The sequence below is a fragment of the Nocardia sp. NPDC059229 genome (assembly GCF_042754165.1).
Classification (GTDB): domain Bacteria; phylum Actinomycetota; class Actinomycetes; order Mycobacteriales; family Mycobacteriaceae; genus Nocardia.
In genome coordinates, this window is record NZ_JBHZAK010000012.1 from 100,717 (window position 1) to 124,586 (window position 23,870).

The 23,870-nt window shown below is 70.3% G+C and carries 24 protein-coding genes and 1 pseudogene; 11 read left to right on the forward strand and 14 right to left on the reverse strand.

All coding sequences use genetic code 11. The features are described 5' to 3' along the window. Window positions 1–48: 48 nt before the first annotated feature. A complete protein-coding gene (locus ACFXHE_RS26010) occupies window positions 49–708 on the reverse strand; it encodes a CatB-related O-acetyltransferase (protein ID WP_379387033.1) in 660 nt (219 codons plus the stop codon). A 71-nt stretch (window positions 709–779) separates the two neighbouring features. On the opposite strand from ACFXHE_RS26010, the gene alaS reads away from it, so the two are divergent. The 4 genes from alaS to ACFXHE_RS26030 all read left to right on the forward strand — a co-directional run bounded on the left by alaS (window position 780) and on the right by ACFXHE_RS26030 (window position 6,410). Beyond that, on the forward strand, window positions 780–3,446 hold the full coding sequence (gene alaS, locus ACFXHE_RS26015; RefSeq protein WP_379387244.1) for an alanine--tRNA ligase: 2,667 nt from the start codon (window positions 780–782) through the stop codon (window positions 3,444–3,446). Between the two features lie 204 nt (window positions 3,447–3,650). Beyond that, window positions 3,651–4,103 carry a Holliday junction resolvase RuvX gene (gene ruvX / locus ACFXHE_RS26020; RefSeq protein ID WP_357008253.1) on the forward strand — a complete coding sequence of 151 codons (453 nt, stop codon included), beginning with the start codon at window positions 3,651–3,653 and terminating at the stop codon, window positions 4,101–4,103. Next, window positions 4,100–5,611 (forward strand): endolytic transglycosylase MltG, encoded by a 1,512-nt coding sequence (gene mltG, locus ACFXHE_RS26025; RefSeq protein ID WP_379387034.1) that lies wholly within the window; start codon window positions 4,100–4,102, stop codon window positions 5,609–5,611. Before ruvX ends, mltG begins: the two co-directional genes overlap by 4 nt. Beyond that, window positions 5,601–6,410, forward strand: a complete 810-nt coding sequence (locus ACFXHE_RS26030) for a shikimate dehydrogenase (protein WP_379387036.1) — start codon at window positions 5,601–5,603, stop codon at window positions 6,408–6,410. The genes mltG and ACFXHE_RS26030 overlap by 11 nt, the downstream gene beginning before the upstream one ends. 16 nt (window positions 6,411–6,426) lie before the next feature. On the opposite strand, the gene ACFXHE_RS26035 is transcribed toward ACFXHE_RS26030, so the two are convergent. Both ACFXHE_RS26035 and ACFXHE_RS26040 read right to left on the reverse strand, forming a co-directional pair. Then, window positions 6,427–6,903 carry a DUF3291 domain-containing protein gene (locus ACFXHE_RS26035; RefSeq protein ID WP_379387038.1) on the reverse strand — a complete coding sequence of 159 codons (477 nt, stop codon included), beginning with the start codon at window positions 6,901–6,903 and terminating at the stop codon, window positions 6,427–6,429. A 13-nt stretch (window positions 6,904–6,916) separates the two neighbouring features. Further along, entirely contained in the window at window positions 6,917–7,534 is a 618-nt protein-coding gene (locus ACFXHE_RS26040; protein ID WP_379387040.1) for a helix-turn-helix transcriptional regulator, read from the reverse strand. 123 nt (window positions 7,535–7,657) lie between these two features. Between ACFXHE_RS26040 and ACFXHE_RS26045 the strand changes: the two genes are divergently transcribed. Further along, window positions 7,658–8,140 (forward strand): B-4DMT family transporter, encoded by a 483-nt coding sequence (locus tag ACFXHE_RS26045; protein ID WP_379387042.1) that lies wholly within the window; start codon window positions 7,658–7,660, stop codon window positions 8,138–8,140. 128 nt (window positions 8,141–8,268) lie between these two features. On the opposite strand, the gene aroB is transcribed toward ACFXHE_RS26045, so the two are convergent. The 4 genes and pseudogenes from aroB to ACFXHE_RS26065 all read right to left on the reverse strand — a co-directional run bounded on the left by aroB (window position 8,269) and on the right by ACFXHE_RS26065 (window position 12,553). Then, window positions 8,269–9,387: a 3-dehydroquinate synthase gene (gene aroB / locus ACFXHE_RS26050; RefSeq protein WP_354837335.1), complete on the reverse strand. Its 1,119-nt coding sequence runs from the start codon at window positions 9,385–9,387 to the stop codon at window positions 8,269–8,271. An 874-nt stretch (window positions 9,388–10,261) separates the two neighbouring features. Then, window positions 10,262–10,753, reverse strand: a pseudogene (locus ACFXHE_RS26055) (shikimate kinase); the annotation flags it as partial. Window positions 10,754–10,824: 71 nt separating this feature from the next. Continuing rightward, window positions 10,825–12,030, reverse strand: coding sequence for a chorismate synthase (gene aroC / locus ACFXHE_RS26060; RefSeq protein WP_379387245.1), 1,206 nt, complete (start codon window positions 12,028–12,030; stop codon window positions 10,825–10,827). Between the two features lie 61 nt (window positions 12,031–12,091). Next, window positions 12,092–12,553: a prepilin peptidase gene (locus ACFXHE_RS26065; RefSeq protein ID WP_379387044.1), complete on the reverse strand. Its 462-nt coding sequence runs from the start codon at window positions 12,551–12,553 to the stop codon at window positions 12,092–12,094. A 150-nt stretch (window positions 12,554–12,703) separates the two neighbouring features. On the opposite strand from ACFXHE_RS26065, the gene ACFXHE_RS26070 reads away from it, so the two are divergent. The 4 genes from ACFXHE_RS26070 to ACFXHE_RS26085 are packed head-to-tail and all read left to right on the forward strand — an operon-like array spanning window position 12,704 to window position 15,233. Continuing rightward, window positions 12,704–13,828, forward strand: a complete 1,125-nt coding sequence (locus ACFXHE_RS26070) for a M24 family metallopeptidase (RefSeq protein ID WP_379387046.1) — start codon at window positions 12,704–12,706, stop codon at window positions 13,826–13,828. A gap of 37 nt (window positions 13,829–13,865) precedes the next feature. Then, window positions 13,866–14,429 (forward strand): elongation factor P, encoded by a 564-nt coding sequence (gene efp / locus ACFXHE_RS26075; RefSeq protein ID WP_354837343.1) that lies wholly within the window; start codon window positions 13,866–13,868, stop codon window positions 14,427–14,429. A gap of 20 nt (window positions 14,430–14,449) precedes the next feature. Next, entirely contained in the window at window positions 14,450–14,956 is a 507-nt protein-coding gene (gene nusB / locus ACFXHE_RS26080) for a transcription antitermination factor NusB (protein WP_379387049.1), read from the forward strand. A 19-nt stretch (window positions 14,957–14,975) separates the two neighbouring features. After that, complete coding sequence (locus tag ACFXHE_RS26085) at window positions 14,976–15,233, forward strand: YciI family protein (protein ID WP_379387050.1); 258 nt, start codon at window positions 14,976–14,978, stop codon at window positions 15,231–15,233. A 12-nt stretch (window positions 15,234–15,245) separates the two neighbouring features. On the opposite strand, the gene ACFXHE_RS26090 is transcribed toward ACFXHE_RS26085, so the two are convergent. Further along, a complete protein-coding gene (locus tag ACFXHE_RS26090; protein WP_379387052.1) occupies window positions 15,246–16,223 on the reverse strand; it encodes a zinc-binding alcohol dehydrogenase family protein in 978 nt (325 codons plus the stop codon). 86 nt (window positions 16,224–16,309) lie between these two features. On the opposite strand from ACFXHE_RS26090, the gene ACFXHE_RS26095 reads away from it, so the two are divergent. Beyond that, complete coding sequence (locus ACFXHE_RS26095) at window positions 16,310–16,882, forward strand: TetR/AcrR family transcriptional regulator (RefSeq protein WP_379387053.1); 573 nt, start codon at window positions 16,310–16,312, stop codon at window positions 16,880–16,882. 209 nt (window positions 16,883–17,091) lie between these two features. Here ACFXHE_RS26095 and ACFXHE_RS26100 read toward each other — a convergent pair whose 3' ends face one another. Beyond that, window positions 17,092–17,493 carry a winged helix-turn-helix transcriptional regulator gene (locus ACFXHE_RS26100; protein ID WP_379387055.1) on the reverse strand — a complete coding sequence of 134 codons (402 nt, stop codon included), beginning with the start codon at window positions 17,491–17,493 and terminating at the stop codon, window positions 17,092–17,094. Window positions 17,494–17,604: 111 nt separating this feature from the next. On the opposite strand from ACFXHE_RS26100, the gene ACFXHE_RS26105 reads away from it, so the two are divergent. Then, the gene (locus ACFXHE_RS26105) at window positions 17,605–18,540 is read left to right on the forward strand and encodes an NADP-dependent oxidoreductase (RefSeq protein ID WP_379387057.1); all 936 of its coding nucleotides are present in this window, start codon (window positions 17,605–17,607) and stop codon (window positions 18,538–18,540) included. Between the two features lie 124 nt (window positions 18,541–18,664). Here the strand turns inward: ACFXHE_RS26105 and ACFXHE_RS26110 are convergent, their stop codons facing one another. The 5 genes from ACFXHE_RS26110 to ACFXHE_RS26130 form a co-directional block, all read right to left on the reverse strand. Further along, on the reverse strand, window positions 18,665–19,270 hold the full coding sequence (locus ACFXHE_RS26110) for an NUDIX domain-containing protein (RefSeq protein ID WP_379387058.1): 606 nt from the start codon (window positions 19,268–19,270) through the stop codon (window positions 18,665–18,667). A 28-nt stretch (window positions 19,271–19,298) separates the two neighbouring features. Further along, window positions 19,299–20,552: an adenylosuccinate synthetase gene (locus ACFXHE_RS26115; RefSeq protein ID WP_379387060.1), complete on the reverse strand. Its 1,254-nt coding sequence runs from the start codon at window positions 20,550–20,552 to the stop codon at window positions 19,299–19,301. Window positions 20,553–20,580: 28 nt separating this feature from the next. Continuing rightward, window positions 20,581–21,561 carry a hypothetical protein gene (locus ACFXHE_RS26120; RefSeq protein WP_379387062.1) on the reverse strand — a complete coding sequence of 327 codons (981 nt, stop codon included), beginning with the start codon at window positions 21,559–21,561 and terminating at the stop codon, window positions 20,581–20,583. A gap of 5 nt (window positions 21,562–21,566) precedes the next feature. Continuing rightward, window positions 21,567–22,586 carry a hypothetical protein gene (locus ACFXHE_RS26125; RefSeq protein WP_379387063.1) on the reverse strand — a complete coding sequence of 340 codons (1,020 nt, stop codon included), beginning with the start codon at window positions 22,584–22,586 and terminating at the stop codon, window positions 21,567–21,569. Between the two features lie 93 nt (window positions 22,587–22,679). After that, window positions 22,680–23,831: a serpin family protein gene (locus ACFXHE_RS26130; protein WP_379387065.1), complete on the reverse strand. Its 1,152-nt coding sequence runs from the start codon at window positions 23,829–23,831 to the stop codon at window positions 22,680–22,682. Between the last annotated feature and the right edge of the window lie 39 nt (window positions 23,832–23,870).

A 23,870-nucleotide genomic window follows, 5' to 3' on the forward strand; every position in this document is an offset into this window, starting at 1 on the left:
TGCCGGAAACAGTCGCTCGGCGCGCCGCGAATGCGCTTGCGGCGCTGGTCAGTCCGCCAGCAGTCCCTCGTGGATGGCGATGCGTTCGATGTCGGCGGCGGTGCCGGCCATGATCACGCGCACGTGCTCGGTGACCAGTTCGAGCGGCCAGTTCCACCAGGCGGCGCGCAGCAGGCGCGCCACGTCCTGGTCCGGGAAACGCTGCTTGACCACCTGTGCCGGGTTGCCGCCGACGATCGTGTACGGCGGCACGTCGGAGGTCACGACGGCGCCGGTGGCGATGATCGCGCCGTCGCCGATGTGCACTCCCGGCATGATCAGCGAGTTGTAGCCGATCCACACGTCGTTGCCGACCACGGTGTCGCCCTTGGGCGGAATCGAGGTGATGATGTCCATCGTCTCCTCGGCCCAGGTGCCGCCGAAGATGGTGAACGGGAAGGTCGACACGCCCGAGGTGGCATGGTTGGCGCCGGCCATGATGAAACGCGTGTTGCTCGCGATGGCGCAGTATTTGCCGATGATCAGCTTCTCGGGGCCGAAGGCGTAGAGCACATTGTTGGTCTCGAAGGCGGTCGCCGCGTCCGGATCGTCGAAGTAGCTGAAGTCGCCGACCTCGATGTTCGGCGAGGTGACGTGCGGTTTCAGAAAGACGGTGCGGCGCGCGTGGGGGAGAGGGAAGCGCTGGGATGGGTCCGGGATCACAGTCACCCCGGCGATGGTAGCTATCGCCCGGTGGTGGGTGGAAACTCCCTGGACCCGGACCGGTAGGCTGGATGGTTGTGCAGACCCACGAGATTCGACGGCGCTTCCTGGAGCATTTCGTAAAGGCCGGACATACCGAGGTACCGAGTGCCTCGCTGATCCTGGCCGACCCCAACCTGCTGTTCGTCAACGCAGGCATGGTCCAGTTCGTACCGTATTTCCTCGGTCAGCAGACCCCGCCCTTCGACACCGCGACCAGCGTGCAGAAGTGCGTCCGTACCGGCGATATCGAGAACGTCGGCGTCACCACCCGCCACAACACCTTCTTCCAGATGGCGGGCAACTTCTCCTTCGGCGACTACTTCAAGCGCGGGGCCATGGAGCTGGCCTGGTCGCTGCTCACCAACCCCGTCGAGGACGGCGGCTACGGCTTCGATCCGGAAAAGCTCTGGGTCACCGTGTATCTCGACGACGACGAGGCCGAGCAGATCTGGCGTGAGCTCGGCGTGCCGGACGAGCGCATCCAGCGCCGCGGCATGGCCGACAACTACTGGTCCATGGGCATCCCCGGCCCGTGCGGCCCGTGCTCGGAGATCTACTTCGACCGCGGCCCCGAATATGGCATCGAGGGCGGCCCCGAGGCCGACGAGGACCGCTACCTCGAAATCTGGAACCTCGTGTTCATGCAGAACGAGCGCGGCGCCGGGCGCGGCAAGGACGACTTCGAGATCCTGGGCCCGCTGCCCAAGAAGAACATCGACACCGGCATGGGCATCGAGCGTGTCGCGTTCCTGCTGCAGGGTGTCGACAATGTCTACGAGACCGATCTGCTGCGCCCGATCATCAACAAGGCCGAGGAGCTGACCGGCCGCTCCTACGGTGTCGAGCACGCCGACGACGTGCGCTTCCGCGTCATCGCCGACCACGCCCGCACCGCGGCCATGCTGATCGGCGACGGCGTGAACCCCGGCAACGACGGCCGTGGCTACGTGCTGCGCCGCCTGCTGCGCCGCATCGTGCGCTCGGCCCGTCTGCTGGGCGCCGAGCAGCCGGTGATGGGCGCGTTCATCAAGGTCGTCGCCGACCTGATGTCGCCGTCCTATCCGGAACTCACCACCGACTTCAAGCGCATCGAAACGGTCGCCGTCGGTGAGGAGGCCGCGTTCCTCAAGACCCTGAACACCGGCACCAAGCTGTTCGACGAGACCGTCGACGAGGTGAAGGCCCAGGGCAGCAAGAAGATCAGCGGCACCGACGCGTTCACCCTGCACGACACCTACGGTTTCCCGATCGACCTGACCCTCGAGATGGCTTCCGAGGCCGGCCTGCAGGTCGACGAGGAGGGCTTCCGCGCGCTCATGGCCGAGCAGCGCAAGCGGGCCAAGGAGGACGCGCTCTCGCGCAAGCACGCGCACGCCGACCTCACCGTCTACAAGGAGTTCGTGGACCGCGGCGCGACCGAGTTCACCGGCTTCGACGAACTGTCGACCGAGGCGACGGTGCTGGCCCTGATCAAGGACGGCGTCCGGGTGCCGGTCGCCGAGGCCGGGCAGGACGTCGAGGTGATCCTGGACCGCAGCCCGCTCTATGCCGAGTCCGGTGGCCAGATCGCCGACCGCGGGTCGCTGGTCTCGTCGCACGGCCTCAAGGTGAAGGTCAACGACGTGCAGAAGATCGCCAAGAAGGTGTGGGTGCACAAGTCCACCGTCGAGGCCGGCCAGCTCACCGAGGGCGACACCGTGCTGGCCCAGGTCGATCCGTCCTGGCGGCGTGGCGCCACCCAGGGCCACTCGGGCACCCACATGGTGCATGCCGCGCTGCGACAGGTGCTGGGCCCCAACGCGGTTCAGGCCGGCTCGCTCAACAAGCCGGGCTACCTGCGCTTCGACTTCAACTGGCAGGGCGCGCTGTCCGAGCAGCAGAAGGCCGATATCGAGGCCGTCTCCAATGACGCGGTGGCCGACGACTTCCAGGTCAACACCTTCGTCACCGACCTGACCTCCGCCAAGAAGATGGGCGCCATGGCCCTGTTCGGCGAGAACTACGGCGACGAGGTGCGGGTCGTGGAGATCGGCGGACCGTTCTCCATGGAGCTCTGCGGTGGCACCCATGTGCAGCACTCCTCGCAGATCGGCCCGATCACCGTGCTCGGCGAGTCGTCGGTCGGTTCCGGCATCCGCCGCGTGGAAGCCTTCGTGGGCCTGGACTCCTACAAGTACCTGGCCAAGGAGCGGGCGCTGCTGGCCGGTGTCGCCTCGTCGCTGAAGGTGCCCTCGGAGGATGTGCCGGGGCGCGTCGAGCAGCTGGTCGAGCGGCTCAAGACCGCCGAGAAGGAGCTGGAGCGCACCAAGATGGCGGCCGTGCTGTCGAGCGCGGGCACCTTCGTCGAGCAGGCCCAGCGGGTCGGCAAGGTGCTGCTGGTCGCCGCCCCCGCGCCCGCGGGCGTGGGTGCGGGCGATCTGCGCACCCTGGTGCAGGACATCAAGGGCCGCTTCGGTTCCGAGCCCGCCATCGTGGTGCTGCTCGGCCATGCCGACGGCAAGGTGCCGTTCGTCGCCGCGGTCACCAAGGCCGCCCAGGATCTCGGCATCAAGGCCGGGGACCTGGTGTCCGCCTTCGGTCCGGCCATCTCCGGCCGGGGCGGCGGCAAGCCCGAGATGGCCCAGGGCGCGGGTTCGGACCCGTCGGGCATCGAGGCGGGTCTGGCCGCCCTACGTGCGCGGGTCGCCGAGCTCGCCGGATAAATGGGCGACGCGGACACATCTGACACGCCGGGTCCCGCAGACGGGACCCGGCCCGTACCCGAAGCAGACCCGGCGCGGCCGGATTCGGGACATTCCTCCGGATTTGCTCGCACGCCGACCGAGGCCTCCGGGGTCTCGGCCGGCGGGCGGGGCTTCGCGTCGGAGCGGCCCTCCCCGGAACGGGACCCGGGCCGCGGCCGGCGCATCGGCATCGACGTGGGGTCGGTGCGCATCGGTGTCGCCTCCAGCGATCCGGACGGGTTGCTGGCCACCCCGGTCGAGACGGTGCCGCGCGCGAAGAAGGTCGCGCCCGGCACCCTCGCCTCCGATCTATCCAGAATTGCCGACATTGTGCGGGAGTACGAGGCCGTCGAGGTGATCGTCGGCCTGCCGCGCACATTGCGCGGGGAGAGCGGCGCGTCGGCTAAGCTGGCGGCCACCTTCGCGGGGCGTTTGCGGACTCTGATCGCGCCGGTGCCGGTGCGACTTTCCGACGAACGTTTGACTACGGTGTCTGCTGCACGTGCGTTGCGAGACAGTGGAGTTCGCGCACGCGGGCAGCGGCAGGTCATCGATCAGGCCGCCGCCGTGTCGATCCTGCAAGGATGGTTGGACGAACGGAGTGCCCTTTTGAAGCCGCGCGGTGATGACGCATGACCGACCGCTGGACGCGGGCCGAGGAACGCTACCGCCAGAACGCCGAACGGCGTTACCGCCGCGACGATTTGGATTGGTCCGAGGCGGACGATTACGAAGACGACACCACCGTCATTCCCCGCTACGAGGATGAGCGTTACGACGACGAGCACTACCAGGGCGAGGACTACGACGAGGAGCCCCCGCACGAGCCGGAACCGCCGCGCCGCAGCGCGCCCCAGCGCACCGAGCGCGGCCGCCGCGGCGACCGGGGCCAGCGCGCCGAGCCGGGCCGCCGGGCCACCCGATCGCAGTCGCGCGCGGGGTCGCGGGGCAGCCAGCGCCCCAAGCGATCCCGGATGGCGTCGCGGAAAGCGGCCGAGCGCAAGCGGCGCCGCCGCAATCTGTTCGTCATCGCGGGCGTGTTCGCCGTATTGTTCGTCGGCGCAGTCGGATTCGCGGGCTGGAAGTTCGTCGGCAAGCTGAGCCCGCCCCCCGACTTCTCGGGCCCGCAGGGCCCGCTGGTCGTCATCCAGATCAAGCCGGGTGACACCTCCACACAGATCGCGCAGACCATGGCCGACAAGGGTGTGGTGGCCAGCAGTGGTGCGTTCTACGAAGCGGCCGTGCGCAATACGAACATGAACTCGATCCAGCCCGGCTACTACGCCATTCCGGGCCACAGCAAGGGCTCCGAAGCGGTGACCGCGCTGTTCGGCAAGGACGCCCGGGTCGGCAATGTGGTCATCTCCGAGGGCCGCCAGCTGCACGACTCCAGCGACGTCACCACCGGCGCGCGCAAGGACGGCATCTACCGCAAGATCGCCGAGGCCAGCTGCGTCGGCACCGGCACCGCCGCCAAGTGCGTCACCTACGAGCAGCTCGACCAGGCCGGGGCCACCGCCGATCCGGCCGCGCTGGGCGTGCCGGTGTGGGCGCTGGACCGGGTGCGGTCGGTGCCGGACCGTTCCCGCCAGCTCGAGGGCCTGATCGCCGGTGGCACCTGGGATTTCGACCCCAGCGCCAACGCGCTGGACATCCTCAAGCAGCTGGTGACCGCGAGCGCGGCGAGCTACGACGCCACCGGGGTGGCGCAGTCCGGCGCGGCGAACGGGCTGAGCCCCTACGACACGCTGATCGCGGCGTCGCTGGTGGAGCGGGAGGCGCTGCCGCAGGACATGTCGAAGGTGGCGCGGGTCATCGTGAACCGGCTCGCCGCCCAGCAGCCGCTGCAGTTCGACTCCACCGTCAACTACACCCTCGACAAGACCGAGGTCGCCACCACCGACTCCGACCGTGCGCACAAGACCCCGTGGAACACCTACGCCATGGCCGGTCTGCCCGCCACGCCGATCTCCGCGCCGTCGCTGGATGCCATGCGCGCCATGGAGAATCCGGCGCCCGGCCCGTGGCTGTACTTCGTGACCGTCGACAAGCAGGGCACCACGTTGTTCACCGACAGCTATCAGGAGCATCTGCGCAATATCGAAAAGGCCAGGCAGAGTGGAATTCTCGACAGTGGACGCTAGCCGGAGGGCCGCCGTGCTCGGCAGCCCGATCTCGCATTCCCGGTCGCCGCAACTGCATCTGGCGGCCTACCGGGCACTGGGCCTGGACTGGAGCTACGAGCGCATCGAGTGCACCGCCGAGCAGCTGCCCGGCCTGGTGGACGGACTCGGACCGGAATGGGTCGGGCTGTCGGTGACGATGCCGGGCAAGGTCGCCGCGCTCGGCTACGCCGACGAGCGCACCGAGCGTGCGGTCCTGGTCGGCTCGGCGAACACCTTGGTGCGCACCGCTTTCGGCTGGCGCGCGGACTGCACCGACGTGGACGGCGTGCGCGGCGCGCTGGAAGGCGCCGGCGTGCAGGAGATCTCCCGCGCCGTCGTGCTGGGCGCGGGCGGCACCGCCCGCCCGGCCCTGCTGGCGCTGTCCGACCTGGGCGCGCACACCGTCACCATCGTGGCCCGTGATCGCGGCCGTGCCGCCGGAACCCTGGAACTGGCCGAGCAGCTGGGCATGTCGGCCGAGGTGCTCGATTTCGACCCCGAGGGCCTGCTGTTCGTCTGTTCCGACGTGGACGCCGTCATCAGCACCGTGCCCGCCGCGGCGGCCGCGGCCGTGGCGGATTCGGTGGCGGCGGCCCCGGTGGTGCTCGACGCCATCTACAACCCGTGGCCCACGCCGCTCGCGGAAGCGGTTGCCCGCGCGGGCAATACCGTGGTCAGCGGCCTGGAGATGCTGCTCAACCAGGCCTACGGGCAGGTCGAGCAGTTCACCGGCAAGCCCGCGCCGCGCGCCGAAATGGCTGCGGCACTGCGGGACTGATCACGGATGTGACCCACTAATCGAGAACGGCCGCGGATGTTTCCGCGGCCGTTTCCGGTTCGAAGGCCTGCCGGAAGGTGAAAGCGTAAGGCGTCGGCCCGTTCTCACGCAGATGGTCCAGTCGCGCCATGGCGTCGGCGAGCGTGGGCAGCATGCCCTCCGGCACCCACCACAGCACTGTGAAGACCTCGCGCAGCGGGGTGAACCATTCCCGGCGGCGGCGCACGTAGTCCATGTGGCCGCTGCGATAGACGTAGTCGAACAACGCTTCCCGCGATTCCCACACGCTCATGTTCACCAGCATGTCCGGCTCGCCGTGGTACGGGCGCAGGGAGGTGGCGTTGTTGGATTCGCCGTCCACCATGCGCCAGACGAAGCCGGGGGAGGATTCGGCGACGGCATTGATCTCGTCGAGGGCCGAGAAGAATTCGGCGACCCGGGGATCGCCTTCGGGGGCGACCATGCGCCCGATGTTCAGCTGTGCGAGGTGCATTTCTCGACTATAACTAGTCTCCATTGGTTTTAGAAAAACTTACGCAGCATCGGCCTGGCGCCGGGTCCATCCGCGCGGTCCAGCCTGCCTCGGCCGCCGGACCTGCCAGCAGCGCCAGATTCATGCCGCAGACCAGCGGCGGGAAGTCCACGGCGAGGCGGTGAAAAGGGCAGTTGCGCAGGCGGATCGCGTTGCCGTCGAGGTAGGGCTCGTAGCCGCGCTCACGCAGCGCCTCGAACAGATCAGGGCCCGCGAGGGCCGGCCCGTGCGCGGCGGCGGCCCTCGCGATGGCGTCCTCGAAGCCCTCGTGCTCGACCACCTCGGCGAGAATCGTTGCGACCGTGCGATAGTCGCGGGCCGGCAGCGTGATCGCGAACTCCGCGTCGGCGCGGCGATAGAACTTGGCGGGCCGTCCCGAACCGGGCCCGGTGCGGCCTTCCGGGCGGCGGAACACCGCGTCCAGCAGTCCCGCCTCGGTGAGCTTGTCGAGATGGAAGGCGGCCAGCGGCCGTTTGATCTCGACGGCCGCGGCCGCTTCGTCCCGGCTCACGTCGTGGTCGGCGGCCGCGACGTAGTCGTAGAGCCGCTTGCGGATCGGATCCTGAAGCAGGGCGACGGCTTCGATGCTCACGCTGTCTTTGTAGCAGCGTGCCGGGCCCGGGTGTGTCCCGCGGCCCCGCTCCGGCTATGGTTCTGGAACAAGTTTCAATTCATTCGGTTCGGCCGGGCGGCCGCGCAGGTTAAGGTGATCGTCATGAATGCGTGGGTGTTGCGCGCCGTGGGCTTGGGGGCGCTGACCGTTGTGCTGGAGGCCCTGCTCGGTTTCGGCATGAGGTACTGGCCGACCACGGGCGCCTGGATGCGGATCCTGTGCCTGATCGTGCTGGTCGGCTCGGTGGTCGTGTGGGGCGTACTGGACGGCCGCGCCGATCGGCGCGCCAATGCCGATCCCGAGCGCGGCACCGATCTGACCATGCGCTGGCTCAAGGCCGCGCTCGCCGGTGGCCTGGGCTCCGGCCTGGCCGCCTGGATCCTCGACTTCGTTCCGGGCTTCGACCTGGGCGATCAGGGTCTGGTCTTCAATATCACCTCGGCCGCGTCCTTCATCGTGCTGCTCATCTTCATCCCGGGCGTGCTCGGCGTCGCCCTCGGCCGCTGGCTGGCCGGCCGGGACGGCAAGAAGCAGTCCGGCACCCCCGCCGGCACCGCGCCCAACCCGCAGCCCGCCGCCGTCTGAGGCTCCCGTCCGCGCTCGACCCCGCGCCACCGATCGGGTGGCGCGGGGTTTTTCGTATCCGGGGGCACCGACGGCAGCGCCCGCTGCCGGAGTCCGGCGGCGGGCGCTGAGAGGAAAGCCGTAGTGCCCTACAGCAGAATCGCGCCGCCGGTCGGGCCGTCCTCGCGGGCGATGGCCGAGTAGGCCGCGGCCAGCAGGCTCGGATCCGGGCCCTCCAGCCGACCCGGCTTGGCCAGGCCGTCGAGCACCACGAAACGCAGCACGCCCGAACGGGTCTTCTTGTCGGTCTGCATGGCGTCCATCAGCTGCGGCAGCGCATCGGCGTCGTAGGTGGTGGGGAGGCCGATGCTGTCCAGGATGGTGCGGTGCCGCTCGGCGGTGGCGTCGTCGAGACGGCCTGCCAGGCGGCCCAATTCGGCCGCGAAGACCAGGCCCACCGAGACGGCCGCGCCGTGCCGCCAGCGGTACCGCTCCCGGCGCTCGATGGCGTGGCCGAGGGTGTGGCCGTAGTTGAGGATCTCGCGCAGATTCGATTCCTTGAGGTCGGCGGCCACCACATCGGCCTTGACCTGGATGGCGCGGCGGATGAGCTCGGGCAGCACGTCGCCGGTCGGGTCCAGGGCGGCCTGCGGGTCGCGTTCCACCAGCTCCAGGATCACCGGGTCGGCGATGAAACCGGCCTTGATGATCTCGGCCATGCCCGCCACGATCTCGTTGCGCGGCACCGTCTCCAGCGTGGCCAGGTCCACCATGACCGCGGCAGGCTCGTGGAAACTGCCGACCAGGTTCTTGCCCGCCTCGGTATTGATGCCGGTCTTGCCGCCCACCGCGGCGTCCACCATGGCCAGCAGCGTGGTCGGCACGTGCACGATGTCCACGCCGCGCATCCAGGTGGCGGCCACGAAACCGGCCAGGTCGGTGGCCGCGCCGCCGCCCAGGCTCACGATCACGTCCTTGCGGGTCAGCCCGATGCGGCCGAGCACCTCCCAGCAGAAGCCCGCGACCTGCAGGTCCTTACCGGCCTCGGCGTCGGGGATCTCCACCCGGTGCGCGTCGATGCCCTTGTCGGCGAGGGCCTTCCGCACCACCTCGGCGGTCTCGGCCAGCGGCGGCTGGTAGAAGATCGCCACGGTCCGCACGCCGGACCGGCCGGTCACCTGGTCGACCAGGTCGCCCAGCAGCCCCCGGCCGATGATCACCGGGTACGGGTCGGCCGTGCGGACCTCGATGCGAGTCGGCTCGCTCATAGGACTCCTCCGTGAATGGTCCCGCCCAGCGGCGGGGAATAGCGTGACCCCGTGGTGCGGGGAAGTTGTCGATCGGATCGGCGGCGCGTGCCCGTGGCGCGCGATGGTGCGCTCAGGATCACGAACCTCCCTCCACCGCAGGGGAAGTGGCACCGGGAACCGGGCCGTCGGCCGGCGTGTGCTCCTGCTCGCGGGCGCGTGCCCGGGCCCGTCGGGCCCGGGCACGACGCGAGCGTCCGCTGCCGGGCGCGGCGACGGCGCCGGGTACGCGGGCCGCATCCGACGGCGCGGCGGGTGTGTTAGGGGCGGCCGTGTCGGCCGCTCCGGCCGGAGTGGCGGTGCGGGGCGAATTCTGGCCACCGGCAGCGGAACTCGAGGGCGCACCGGCGATGCGGGAGGCGCGGCGACGGCGTCCGCCGGTACGCGCACCCACTGCTCCGGATCCACCACCTACAGCGTCGGCCACCGCGGGCTCGCTGGACCGGTCAGGGGATGCGTTCCCTGACGCGGCGGCGGGCGGCGCGACCGCCTCGCCGAGGGTGGTCTCCGCATTCGGCGGGAGTGGAGCGGCCGCGGTGGTGCGGCCGCCGCGGCGGCGCGAACGCCGGTTGCGCCGAGAGCGTTTCGCGCCCTCGGGGGCCTCGGCCGCGTCGGCGGGCGAGGCAGGGGAGCCCTGGCCGTTGCGCGCCTCGGTGGCCGGGGACGAATCGGCTTCGGCGGCAGTCGTATTCGTGCCGTCGCCCGGCCTGTTCTCGCCGCGGCCCCGGCCGCCGCGGCGGCGTTTGCGGCGGGCGCGCGAGCGGGAGCTGACGCCGGGCTCGACGGTGGCGGTCTCGGTGCCCGAATCCTCCGGGCGCGCAATCGGTTCCAGCCCGAGCTTGGCCAGGATCATGCGGACGACGCGGCCGGGGCTGCGGCCGTCGGTGCGCACTCGCACGGTCGCCACCTCGCGGTAGAGGGGGCGGCGGATCTTCATCAGCTCGCGGTACTTCTTGGCGGGGTCGTCGCCGTTCAGCAGCGGGCGGTTGGTGCTGGCGCCGGTGCGGCGCAGCCCTTCGCCCACACTGATTTCCAGGTAGACGACGGTACGGTCGTGCAGCAGGGCGCGGGTCGCGGCCGAGAGCACCGAGCCGCCGCCGAGCGAGACCACGCCGTGCCCGGCGAGGACGGCGTCACGGACGACCTCCTCCTCCATGCGGCGGAACTCCGGCTCGCCGTCCTCGGCGAAGATCTCCGGAATCGTGCGCCCGGCGCGCTGCTCGATCCCGGCGTCGGTGTCGTAGAGGTCCACGCCGAGTTCCCGGGCCAGCTTGCGCCCGATGGTGGACTTGCCCGCGCCCGGCGGGCCGACCAGCACCAGACTGATTGCGGGCCGGTCGGTTTCACCGGCCGCCGCGGTGGGTTCGTGCTCTCCGGACACCGCGCTGTCGTCAGCGGTCACTGCCCGGCGTGGCCCGGGATGTGCGGGCGGGCGTTGATCCGCTTCAGGTAGGCGTGGATGTTGTCGACGGTCTCGGGCAGCGAGTCGCCGCCGAACTTGTCCAGCACGGCCTGCGCCACGACCAGCGCCACCATCGCCTCGGCGACCACACCGGCCGCGGGCACCGCGCACACATCCGAGCGCTGGTGGATGGCGACGGCCTCCTCGCCGGAGGACATGTCGACCGTCGACAGCGCCCGCGGCACGGTCGAGATCGGCTTCATGGCCGCGCGCACGCGCAGCGCCTCGCCATTGGTCATGCCGCCCTCCAGGCCGCCCGCGCGGTTGGTGGAGCGCAGCACGCCGTCGGGGCCCGGCCGCATCTCGTCGTGGGCCTGGCTGCCGCGGCGGCGGGCGGTCTCGAAACCGTCGCCCACCTCGACACCCTTGATGGCCTGAATGCCCATGAGCGCGGCCGCCAGCCGCGAATCCAGGCGCGCCTCACCGGAGGTGAACGAGCCCAGGCCCACCGGCAGGCCCTCGATCACGACCTCGACCACACCGCCCAGGGTGTCGCCGTCCTTCTTGGCCGCCTCGATCTCGGCGATCATGGCCGCCTCGGCGTCCTTGTCGAACGCGCGCACCGGCGACTCGTCGATGGCGTCCAGATCCGCGGCGGTCGGGACCACGCCGGTGGTGTTCGCGGCGGCGCCGATGGACACCACGTGCGAGATCACCTCGACGCCGAGCGCCTGGCGCAGGAAGTTCTTGGCCACGGTGCCCGCCGCGACCCGCGCCGCGGTCTCGCGGGCGCTGGCCCGCTCCAGGACGTTGCGGGCGTCGTCGAAGCCGTACTTGAGCATGCCCGAGTAGTCGGCGTGGCCCGGACGGGGACGGGTGAGGGGGGCGTTGCGGGCGAGGTCCGCGAGCTCGGCCTCGTCCACCGGATCGGCGGACATGACCTGGGTCCACTTGGGCCACTCCGAGTTCGCCACCTCGATGGCGACCGGGCCGCCCATGGTGCGGCCGTGGCGCACGCCGCCGACCATGGTGACCACGTCGGCCTCGAACTTCATCCGCGCGCCGCGCCCGTACCCGAGCCGTCGCCGGGCCAGCTGCGCGCCGATCTCGGCGGAGGTCACCTCGACACCGGCCACCATCCCCTCGAGGATGGTGACGAGAGCAGGACCATGGGATTCTCCGGCAGTTATCCAGCGCAACACGAGTGACATCTTTCCATGACAACAGGGGTGCTCGAACACACGGCCCGTGCATAGCCCGATGTCAGCGCACGGCCACCACCGCCACCATGCTCGCGGCACACATCGCGGGCCCGTGCGCGAGCGTCCCGGCGACGACCGCCCGCCCACCCGCGCCCGGGATCGGCAGTCGATGCCCGAGCATGCCGCCCAGGCCGGCGGCGGTGGTGAGCATCGGCGCGGCCAATGCTGCCCAGGACCAGGTCTGGGCGCCGCAGAGGGCTGTCGCCGCCCCTAGACCGAAGGCGAGTTTGACGTCGCCCGCGCCGAGGGCGCGCGGGCAGCAGAGGTGGACGAACAGGTAGGGAACGGCCAGCAGCAGGGCGCCGGAGACCGCGAGTGCCGGCCTGCCCGTGGCGCATCCGTAGCCGAGCACGAGCGCGGCGCCGGGCAGGGTGAGGATGTTCGGTAGCCGCCGGCTGCGCAGATCGCAGACGCTCAGGGCGACGCACCACAGGGTCAGCAGCAGGACCGGCAACGGAGACATGGATCGAGGATCGCGCGACGGCGGCCGGTGTGGGGGGCGTGATCGCGAAATGTGGAGAACCGCTTGCGATGTGAACAGCCTGGGTTCCATTACCAGGTCGTTCACGTGTTGCGTGTCGGTGTTGCGGCGTGTCGGCGGTAGCTTTGACGCATGTCTGCTGATCACGATCCGGTCCGGCGCCCCGACTACGCGTTGCGCAGGGCCAGCCTGCGCAATCTGCTGGTGGAGAACCGCGTCGATGCCCTGCTGGTCACGGACCTGATCAATATCCGGTATCTGACCGGTTTCACCGGGTCCAACGCCGCGCTGCTGGTGTACGCCTGGGATTCCAGCGAGGACCGCACCCTCATCTGCACCGACGGCCGCTACCTCACCCAGGTCGGTGTGCAGGTGCCCGATTTGCGCGCCGAGATCAACCGGGCCAGTGCCCGCCGCGTCATGGAGATCGCGGGGGAGTGGCAGACCGGCCGGGTCGGTTTCGAGAGCCACGTGGTCACCGTCGAACAGCATCGCGGCCTGTCCGCGCTGGGCACCGGCCTGGACCTGGTCGCGATCTCGGGGCTGGTCGAGCAGTTGCGCATGGTGAAGGACGACTTCGAGGTCGAGCAGCTGCGCGCGGCCTGCGACGCCGCCGACGCGGCCCTGGCCACCCTGCTCGAGCGCGGCGGGCTGCGTCCCGGCCGCACCGAGCGGGAGGTGGCCCGGGAGCTGGAGTGGCTCATGTTCGAGCACGGCGCGGAGGCGGTCGCCTTCGAGACCATCGTGGCCGCGGGCGCGAATTCGGCTGTCCCGCATCATCGCCCGACCGGGTCGGTGCTGGCCACCGGTGATTTCGTGAAGCTCGACTTCGGTGCGGTGGTCGGCGGCTACCACTCCGACATGACCCGCACCTTCGTGCTGGGTGCCCCCACGGACTGGCAGCGCGAGGTCTACGACCTGGTCCAGCGGGCGCAGCAGGCCGGCCGTGAGGCCCTGACCCCGGGCGTCTCGACCAAGGCGGTGGACGCGGCGTCGCGCGCGGTGATCGAGGCCGCCGGGCACGGTGAGCTGTTCGTGCACGGCCTCGGGCACGGTGTGGGCCTGCAGATTCACGAAGCGCCCGGAATAGCCAAAACCGGCACGGGTACACTGCTGGATGGCGTGGCGGTGACCGTCGAGCCAGGTGTGTACTTCCCCGGCCGCGGTGGTGTCCGGATCGAGGACACACTCGTGGTTCGCCAAGGGGGCCCGGAGCTGCTCACCCGCACCAGCAAAGACCTGACCGTCGTCGACTGACGCGCGGTTCGACCGACTAGTAGGAGATCCGAGGACAGTGGCGGACACCAGCGACTTCAAGAACGGCCTCGTGCTGAAGATCGACAATCAGCTGCAGCAGATCGTCGAGTTCCAGCATGTGAAGCCGGGTAAGGGTCCCGCCTTCGTGCGCACCAAGCTGAAGAACGTGGTCTCGGGCAAGGTCGTCGACAAGACCTTCAACGCGGGCGTCAAGGTGGAGACCGCGACCGTCGACCGTCGCGACATGACGTACCTGTACCACGATGGTCAGGACTACATCTTCATGGACGGCGACACCTACGACCAGATCCACCTGAGCGAGCAGCTGCTGGGCCGCAACGCGGGCTTCCTGCTGGAGAACATGGCCGTGCAGATCGCCATGCACGAGGGCGAGGCGCTGTTCGTCGAGCTCCCGGTCGCCATCGACGTGATCGTCACCCACACCGAGCCGGGCCTGCAGGGCGACCGCTCCTCGGCCGGCACCAAGCCCGCCACCGTGGAGACCGGCGCCGAGGTGCAGGTGCCGCTGTTCATCAACCAGGGTGACAAGCTGCGCATCGACACCCGCGACGGCAGCTACATCAGCCGCGTCAACAACTGACGCGACGGATAATGTCTTTCGTGGCCGATCAATCGGACAAGAAGTCGTTCAAGAAGCTCGGCGCACGGCACAAGGCGCGCCGGCGCGCGGTGGATCTGCTCTTCGAGGCGGAGGCCCGCGATATCGATCCCGCGGATCTGCTGTCCGAGCGTGTCTCGCTGGCGGTGCGTGAGGAGTCGGTGGCGCCGGTGAACCCCTACACCCGGGTCCTGGTCGAAGGCGTCGCCGACGATCTGGACCGGGTGGACGGCACCATCGAGTCGTACCTGCAGGACTGGACGCTGGGGCGGCTGCCCGCCGTGGACCGCGCCATCCTGCGGGTGGCGGTGTGGGAGTTGTTCCACGGCAACGACGTTCCGCCGGTGGTGGCGGTCGACGAGGCGGTGGAGCTGGCCAAGGAGCTCTCCACCGACGATTCGCCGTCGTTCATCAATGGTGTGCTCGGGCAGGTGGTCCAGGTGGCCCCGCAGGTGCGGGCGGCCGCGGCCGCGACCCGCGCCACCGTCGTCGCCGACGACGAGAAGTAGTTCGAAGGAGAAGCGCAGGGTGCGCAAGTATCTCGTGATGGCCATGCGCACCCCGCGCTTCGACGACTCCGTCATCGTCCCGCACAAGGACTGGCTGACGGCTGTCCGCGAGCGCGGACAGCTGGTGGAAACCGGCAAATTCACCGATGGCAGCGGCGGCGCGTACGTGATCACCGCCGAAAACCTGGCTGCCGCACAGGAACTGATCCAGACCGACCCGATTCACACTACGGGCGCTTCGGAACTCACCGTCTACGAGTGGGAAATCACCGGCTGATCCGGACTTTCGTCACGCCCCGGCGGGACGCAGCACGATCGTGCCCTTGGCCGCCCGGTCGGCCAGCAGCTGATGGGCGTGGGCGGCCTGGTCGAGCGGTAGCACGCGGTCGACGAGCGGGGTCAGTGATCCCGTCGCGGCGCGATGCAGTGCCGCGGCGCGCGCAGCGGCGACCCCCGCCAGCCAGTCCGGTCCGGAGCAGCCGATCAGGGTGAGGCCGCGCATGATCAGGTCCATGGCGCCGACCTGTGCGGGCGCGCCGGACAGGAAGCCGTAGCTGAGCATGCGGCCGCGCAGCGGCGTCATGAGATCCAGTAGGGCCAGGGCGGATTCGCCGCCGATCGAGTCGAACACGACGTCCAGCGTTGTGCCGCCGAGCATCTCGCGCAGTTGTTCGGTCCAGCCGGGAATGTGATGGTCGACGACGATGTCCGCGCCGAATTCGCGTGCCTGCCCGGCCTTTTCGGCCCCGCCCGCGGTGGCGATCACTCGCGCGGCGCCGTACTCCTTGGCCAGCTGGGTGAGATAGGCGCCGACACCGGTCGCGGCCGCCTCGATCAGGACGGTTTCGGTGCCGGTGAGCCGCGCGGTCTCCAGCAGCGGGATCGCGACCGACCCGCTCATGGCGACCGCCGCCGCCTCGACGGTGCCCAGGCCGTCCGGGATCGCGGTCGCCGTCTCCACCGGAACGCAGACCTGCTCGGCATAGGTGCCGAAACTGTTGCTGCTCACCACCGCTCGCTGCCCGATCAGCGCCGGGTCCACGCCCGCGCCGACCTCGGCGATGACGCCCGCGGCCTGGGTGCCGAAGACGATCGGGAACTCCACCGGCAGCGGGAACGCGCCCGACCGCAGCATGGTCTCCGGGAACAGCACCGGAATCGCCTCGGTGTGCACCAGGATCTCCCCGGCCTGCGGGCGCGGCGCGGGCACCTCGCTCGCCACCAGGACGTCGGGTGCGCCGGGACCGGTCAATAGGATTGCGTGCATTGAAAACCTCTCATAAGTTGACTGACGGTCAAGATGTGTCTGCGAAGATATTGACCGTCGGTCAAGTTGTCAATGAAAGTGGTGATATGGACCGGCCCAAGGAACGCGCCGATGCTGCGCGCAACCGGCAGGCAATCCTGGCGGCGGCGCGGAAGCTGTTCGCCGAGGAGGGGGCCGAAGCCGCCACGATGGAACGGATCGCGGCAGCGGCCGGGGTGGCCAAGGGCACGCTCTTCCACCGCTTCGGCAGCCGCGCCGGCCTGCTGCACGAACTGATGGCCGAGGGTGCGTTCGAGCTGATGGAGGCCGTGCGGTCGGGTCCGCCGCCGCTCGGTCCGGGCGCTCGGGCCGGGGAGCGCCTACTGGCCTACTTCGATGCCATGACCCGTCTGGTCGCCGACGACATCGAGATCTCGGTCGCCTATCGGGCAATCCCCCCGCATCCACGTGCCGAGGAACTTCACGCCTTCTGGGCCGCCCACATCAGCAGCCTGCTCCGCGAGGTCCGCCCCGATCTCGACGCCGATGTGGTCGGCGGGTTGCTGCTCGCGCCCCTGGGTGGTGACCTGGTGCCCTACCTGGTCCGCAACGGCCAGAAGGACCGGCTCCTCGAAGCCGTCCGGCAGCTCGTTCAGTCGGTCCTCGGCGGATCTGCGTGAGACTACGGACCTGCCTGATTGGGGATTCGCCCGAGTCGCAGCGAATTCGCCAGAGCCGCAGCGAATTCGCCGAGTCGAAGTGGATGTGCCTGAGCCGCAACCGATCTGCCCGAGTTGCGACGGATCTGCCCGGGTCGCAACGGATATGCCGGAGCTGCGAGGGATCTGCCTGCGGGGTGACGGATGTGCCCGAGTGGTAACGGTCCAGGTCAGTTCGGGTTGCTGTCGTAGCGTTCGCGGGCGGCGAGGACGTCTTCGATGTGGGTCTCGGCCCAGCTCTTGATCGCCTGCATGACCGGGAGCAGGCTGCGGCCGAGTTCGGTGAGCTCGTAGTCGACCCGGACCGGCACCGAGGCGGTGACCGCGCGGCTGACCAGCCCGTCCCGTTCCATGGTGCGCAGGGTCTGGGTGAGCATCTTCTGGCTGACGCCCGCGACGATGCGGGACAGGTCGCTGTAGCGGCGGGGTCCGCCTGCGAGCGCGGTGAGCAGCAGGCTCACCCATTTGTCGCTGATGCGGTCGAGCAGGTGCCGGGAGGGGCATTCCTGGATGTAGGCGTCGTAGGCGCGGCGGGCTTCGGTGCGCCGCTGGGCCGCGGTCTTGGTCGCCATGGCTCTCCCTCGCGTACGGTACGCACTCCGAGGTGCGTACTTCCCGACGGAGAGTAACACTCCGTACGTTTCCTGCTGGGTGGGAAAACCGTTCAGCAGAGGAGATTTCGCATGCGTGCCGTGGTGATTCGTTCGTTCGGAGGCCCCGAGGTGCTGGAGCAGGCCGACGTGCCGGTGCCGTCGCCGGGTCCCGGGCAGGTGCGGATTCGGGTGACCGCCGCCGGGGTGAATCCGGTGGACCTGCACACCCGCTCGGGCGGTCTGGCACAGGCGGGCCTGATGGTGCCGCGCGACGTGATCGGCCTCGGCTGGGACGTTGCCGGCACGATCGACGAGATCGGTTCCGGCGTCCCGGATTTCGCGCTCGGTGACCAGGTGTACGGGCTGTCGGACCGCCTGGACGTGCCACTGGGCGCGCAGGCGGATTTCGTCGTCCTGGACGCCGCGGCCGTCGCGCTCGCCCCGCGCCGTGCTTCCGCGGTCGAGGCGGCGACGATACCCCTGAATGCCCTGACCGCCGTGCAGTCCCTGGACGCGCTCGCGCTCACCGCCGGGCAGACCGTGCTGATCACCGGCGCCGCCGGTGCGGTCGGCGGCTTCGCGGTGGAACTGGCTGTGGCCCAGGGCCTTCGGGTGGTGGCGACCGCCGCCGCGCCGGACGAGGACCTGGTCCGCAAACTCGGCGCGGAATTCTTCGTCCCGCGCGGCGCACGCTTGGGCGAGGCGGTGCGTGCCCTGGTCCCGGGCGGTGCCGACGGCGCGGTGGACGCCGCGTCCCTGGGCGCCGAGGCTCTCGACGCGGTCCGCTCCGGGGGTGCGTTCGCGGCCGTCGTGGGTGGCGCGGAACCGGCGGGTTTGCGCGGAATCCGAATCGCCAACACCTGGATTCGCGCCGACGGTCCCCGTCTCGCCGAGCTGGCCGCCCTGGTGGACGCGGGCCGCCTGACCCCGCGCGTCGCCGGCACCCTGCCCCTCGACCGGGTCGCCGACGCCCACCACCGGCTCGCCGCAGGCGGCCTGCGTGGCCGCCTGGTGCTGATCCCCTGACCGGCTGCTCGGCAACAGTGCGCCGGGCCGGTTGTGCCCGCCGCGAATTTCGGTGGGGTGCGGCCCGGTTCGCGAGCCGAGCAGTGCTGCCGCAGTCCGAGGCGTCCCGGCCGGGTCCGGTCGGTTAGGTGAAGGACCAGACGGCGGCGGGGCGGCCGGTGGCCTTGACACGAACCCGTTCGCCGGTGCGGGAGAGCCCGGGGAGGGCGGCCAGGGTCCGGTTGAGGTTGCCGGGGTCCGGTTTCGCGCCGTGCAGGGCGGTGGTGAGGTCGACGGCTCTGGTGGCGGTGAACTGGTCGCCGGTCAGGGCGCGGGTGAATGTCAGGTCTTTCCAGAGCATCTCGGCCAGTCGGGCGCGGGCGGCGGCGACGATCTGGTTGTGGTCGAAGGCCAGATGCGGGACGGCGTCGAACGGGACCCAGGTCGCGCTGTCGTTCCCGTGCGGGCCGACCACGGCCCACATGGCGATGGACAGTGTCGGCCCGCGCGGATCGCGGTGCGGCTCATCGAAGGTGGCGACCTGCCCGACGGCGAGGATGGCGTCGGCCGGTACCCCGAGTTTGGTGTGGACCGCGCGGTGGGCGGCCTCGGCCAGGCGTTCGCCGAGGCCGAGCAGCACACCCGGCAGCGCGAGTTCACCGGCGAAGGGTTCCCACCGCCGGGGCGCGATGCCGAGGGCGGCGGCGGGGTCGTCGGGTCCGTAGCGCAGGGTGATCACGTCGATCGACACTGCGGATTGTTGCTCCACAAATGGACAATCATGCCTGAGCCGGGATCCGGAGCGTGCGATCGGCTCGGTCCGGCCCGCGCGCGGTGAGCACCACGGGCGCGCCGAGTTCGGCCTCGAGGTAGCCGGGCACGTCGGCGGGCAGGTCGGCCAGGGCCGGGGTGGCGGCGGCGAGGAGATCGGTGAGCCGCCGCTGGTGGCCGAGGTCCTGCCAGACTCCGCATGCCAGCCGGTCGACGCAGCCGTCCGGGGTGAGATAGCCGGTGGCGGTGCGGATGTCGCCGAGGGCGTCGAGGTGGTTGACGACCACGCCGTCGATCCCGCCGCAGGCTTCGGCGGCGTAGCGGAGCAGCAGGGGATCGAGGTGCCCGCGCCGGAACGCGCCCTGGTATTCGCCGGTTCCATTGTGCGGCTCCGCAATCGCGAGCGCCGGGTCCTCGGTCGGGAAGGGACCGGCCCCGTGCCTGGTCATGTACGCGCGGGTCACGCCGAGCACGTAGCCGGGCGCGCCGAGGCGCGCCAGCATGGCGCGCGCGTGCCGGGGTTCGACGGTCGACCAGGTGGTGTACGGGTGGGTGCCGCGCCACTCGTCGAGCAGCACCCCTTGCGCGCCTTCGAACACGAGCCGGCCCTGACGCGAGAATGCGGCGAGCTGTTCGCCCGGCAGAATGGCCACGGCCCGGGCGAACGCGGTGTACACCGCGACCAGATCGTCGATCGGGTCGTAGCGGTGCCGTCCGCCCGCGAGCAGCGGCCCGTAGTGTTCCTCGAGCGCGATCAGTTTGCGCCGCAACACCTCCGGTCGCCGGCAGTCGGCGACCCGGGGCGCGTCGTGGCCGAGCGCGTAGCTCGCCGTCTCGCCGATGCCGATGCCGCACGAACCGTGCCGGGCGGTACCCCTCGTATCCTCCCGGCAACGGTTGGCGGCTCCGTGGATCGGCGTGGTGAGCAGGGCCCGCTCGTCCACGTAGAGCAGGGACAGCGGATCGGCGACGCCGAGCGCGGCGAGTTCGCGCGCCTCGGCGGCCAGGGCCAGCGGTTCCACCAGCATGTGCTGCGACAGCAGGGTCGGCACCCGTGACAGGGTGCCGGACCCGAACTGGTGGAAGGTGTGGTGGCGGCCATCGGCGACCACATTGTGGGCGGCCTGCGCCCCGCCGTTGAACCGCACCACAGCGGCCACGTCGAGCCCGGCCTGCGGTGAGCACAGCCAGTCCACGGTGGCGCCCTTGCCGGCATCGCCGAAGCCCAGGTCCACCACGATCAGGTGGCTGTCGCCGAACATGTTGTGTCCCTTCGTCTATCGGATCCGGTCAGAGATCCACGTCGTCGGTCCCGGTGGCGGCCGGCAGCGCCCCGACGCTGCGTCCGCGCCGGGCGCCGCCCAGCGGTGCGAGGGCCTTGCCGACCGCGTCGGCCTCGCTGGTCGATCCGATATCGCGCAGATCGGCCAGCCCCGCCCCGAGATCGATGCGGTCCTCGGCGATGCCGATGGTCAGGGCGATGAGCTCGCACACCGCGGCCGGATCGTCGAGCCGCAGGAACCGCTCACCCAGCAGCCCCTGCCAGTGCTCGGCGATCTCCGGATCCCGGTAGTAGCTGGACTGATTGGGCAGGATGTAGTGCACGTGCCAGCGGTCGGCCAGCTCGCGGTAGATCGACTCGACCGAGATGTCGTGGTCGACGTCGTCGCCGATGACGGCGCGAAGGTGGCGAGCGGCCAGCCGCTTCTTGTTCAGCTCGTCGCCGACGATGAACAGGTAGCCCTTGCGGCCCCGCTTGTCCCACGCGTCGGTGGCGGTGTACCGGGCGATGAAATACGCTGCCAGCTCGTAACTTTCGGACTTCTGCCCGCCACCGCCGCCCTCCAGCAGGATGAGCCGCAGCTGCTCGTCCATCCGGTTGTCGGATTCGAACTGCCCGACCTGCAGCGGCACCCGGTCGCTGTCGGCGTCGCCGATGGCCCCGAACAGGATCTGCGGATCCTCCGCATAACCCTTGCGCTGCAACAGCCCGTGCAGTTTGGCCAGCTTCTCCTGCATGATGCGGGGCACCCTGCCCATGGATCCGGTGACGTCGAACAGCACCGCGATGGGCAGCGAGTTGCCGTGGTCGTCGGAGTCCCGCGACTCCCGCTTGTCCACCCCGAACGGGTCCAGGGTGGGGTGCGCCTTCCACTGATCCCACGGCACCGACCGCATATCCGCGGTGTAGCCGAAGTCGTCGAGCCCCTTCGCCGCGCGGAAGGTCCGCGCCGCGTCGTAGGCACTGTCGTCCCAGCGTCCGTAACCCATTGCTATCACTTACCTTTCGTGAGCTCGAAGGGCCGGAAGCGGCGCTTCCCGTAGAGCCGGTCGAGCAGATCGTCGAATTCCCCGAGCAGGTCCGCGGCGTCGGGCCGCAGCCGTGGATCGGATTGCAGGCACCCCGTGGCGTAGGACCGCAGGGCCGCGGGTGCGCGGTCGCCGAGCATGATGAGCATCAGGCGATGCGCGAGGTGGACATCGGTGGCGGGGGAGACCGCGTCGCGGATCTCCGGCGGATAGTCGAGCGACTTCAGCGTGGCCGCCGCCGGATTCCCGGGCCGGGTCGCGAAAGACCAGCCCGCCAGCACGATTCCGTGCAGGCGCGGATGCACCAGCACATTGGCCGGGCTGATGGCGGTGTGCACCCACCCCGCCAGCTGTGCGCCGGCCAGGCAGCGCAGCAGCCGGCGATGCATCCAGGCGTAGTCGCGCGGGTCCAGGCCACCGGGGTAGGCGGCCCGGACCTCCTCGAGCGTCACGAACTCCCCGGTGAGCGCGCCGAGCACGTTCACCGTGCGCTGCTCGCCGGTCGCGGAGTCCAGCTGGTCGACAGTATCGACCAGCTCGGGGAAGTACGGCGCCGGCCATTCGTGCTCCGCGGCCACGATCGCGATGTCGCGCAAGGCATTTCGCTCCCCGGACAGCAGCCGGTTGGCCGCCGCCCGGCGCGGGATCTTCACGACCCGGTCCGAGCCGCTGCGGTACACATTCGCGACCGAGCCCGATGCGTGCAGCGCACCCACCGGGTACGTCCCATGTGCGCCGGTGACCTCGAAGGCGGGCTCGTCCAGTTCCAGCCACCGCCGGTACAGCTCGGCCAGCCGTGCGAACGCGACCCCCGCGATGCCGGAATCGATGGCCTCCACCCGATCGGGGTGCACGACCCCCGCCAGCCGGTGGTAGCGCCGCCGGGCGTCCTGCCGGGCCGCGGAATCCGTTGCGGCAGCACCGAACAGATCCTCGGGCCGCCGGGCCGCCCGAATGCTCTCGGCGGTCTCTCGTGCTGTCGTCATGGTTTTAGGCTAGATGACTAAAACGATGCGCACCAGAGGTTCGGAGTAACTTTTTGTAGTTTCGACAAAAAGCCTGGCGGGCGGGCCTTGTCGTCAGCGACCGGGGTGCGCGACCCATCCGGCGACGACGGCCAGTCCGGTGGGCCGGTGCACGGCCAGGAATCCGAACGGGCGGTCGAACGTCACCGTGGTGTGCAGCACGGTGTGCGCGGGTCTGGGGAACCGGGCGCTGCCCAGGTTCATCGACAGCGCGGTGACCGCGGCGGCATCGAACCCGGTCTCGGTGAAGCGCGCGAACACGTCCTGCGCCGCCTGGTCGACGTAGAGCGGGCGCGCCGACATCGCCGGGAAATGGCCGCGCGCACTGTCGGTCACCGTGGTCAGGCCGAACAGTGCCGACTGGTCGATCAGGTTGTGCAGGCTGCGAATCTCGAAGGGCGGCAACAGGGTTTCCATGCTGTCGCCCTGTTCGTGATCGGGCACGGCCTGCACTCTCAGTCCGGGTGCTTCGGTGCCTGCGGGCAGGTCCGTCCGGATCGGGATGGTGCCCTCCAGTGCGTCGAGGCCGGTCGTCAGAACCGTGCCCGGCGTGCCCTCCCCCAGGAGCAGGTGTACGTCGAGATCTTCTGCGCCGTAGACGATTACGCGGGTCACCGCCGTACCGGCGCCGAGTACGCTCGCGTGCTGTGGGCGCGACGAGAACCGGCGCAGAGCGGGACCGCTGTGCCCGCGCCACGGTCCGTCGGTGACCTCCATGGTGGTCCGGCGGAAGGGGTCCTCCCATCGGGTGCGAGCGACCAGCGCGGTGGCGAGCACCAGGGCCGTCGCGGCGTCGATCGGCAGCGGGAACTTCTCGATCAGGCCGTCGGTGTGGCCGCTCGCCCAGGCATCGAGCGCGGCCTGATCGGTGAGGGTCTCCACGGTTCCCGCCGGCAGTCGTCGCGACCACTCCGGGCGCAGCGGCAGGTCCCGCCGGACCCAGAGGCCGAGTGCCGCCGAGACCGAGTCGGCCTCGGCCAGTGTGCGCAGCAGATCCAGCGCCCGGTCGTGGCCGTCGGCGGCGGAAATGCCGGTGGCCGTGGCGAGTTCGCTGCGTCCGGGCTCGTCGGCGGCGGAGGCCAGCAGGGCGAGCAGCGGCCAGACGCCGCAGCCGGACAGTGCGAAGTCCCCGGTCCCGGCGGCGGCGCACCAGCGGGCGGTGAGGCGGTTGGCGGCGGCGATGTGGGCGGGCAGCGGCGTCGGCATGACGCCAGCCTAGGTGTGGTGTGAGCAAGGGCCGCCGGA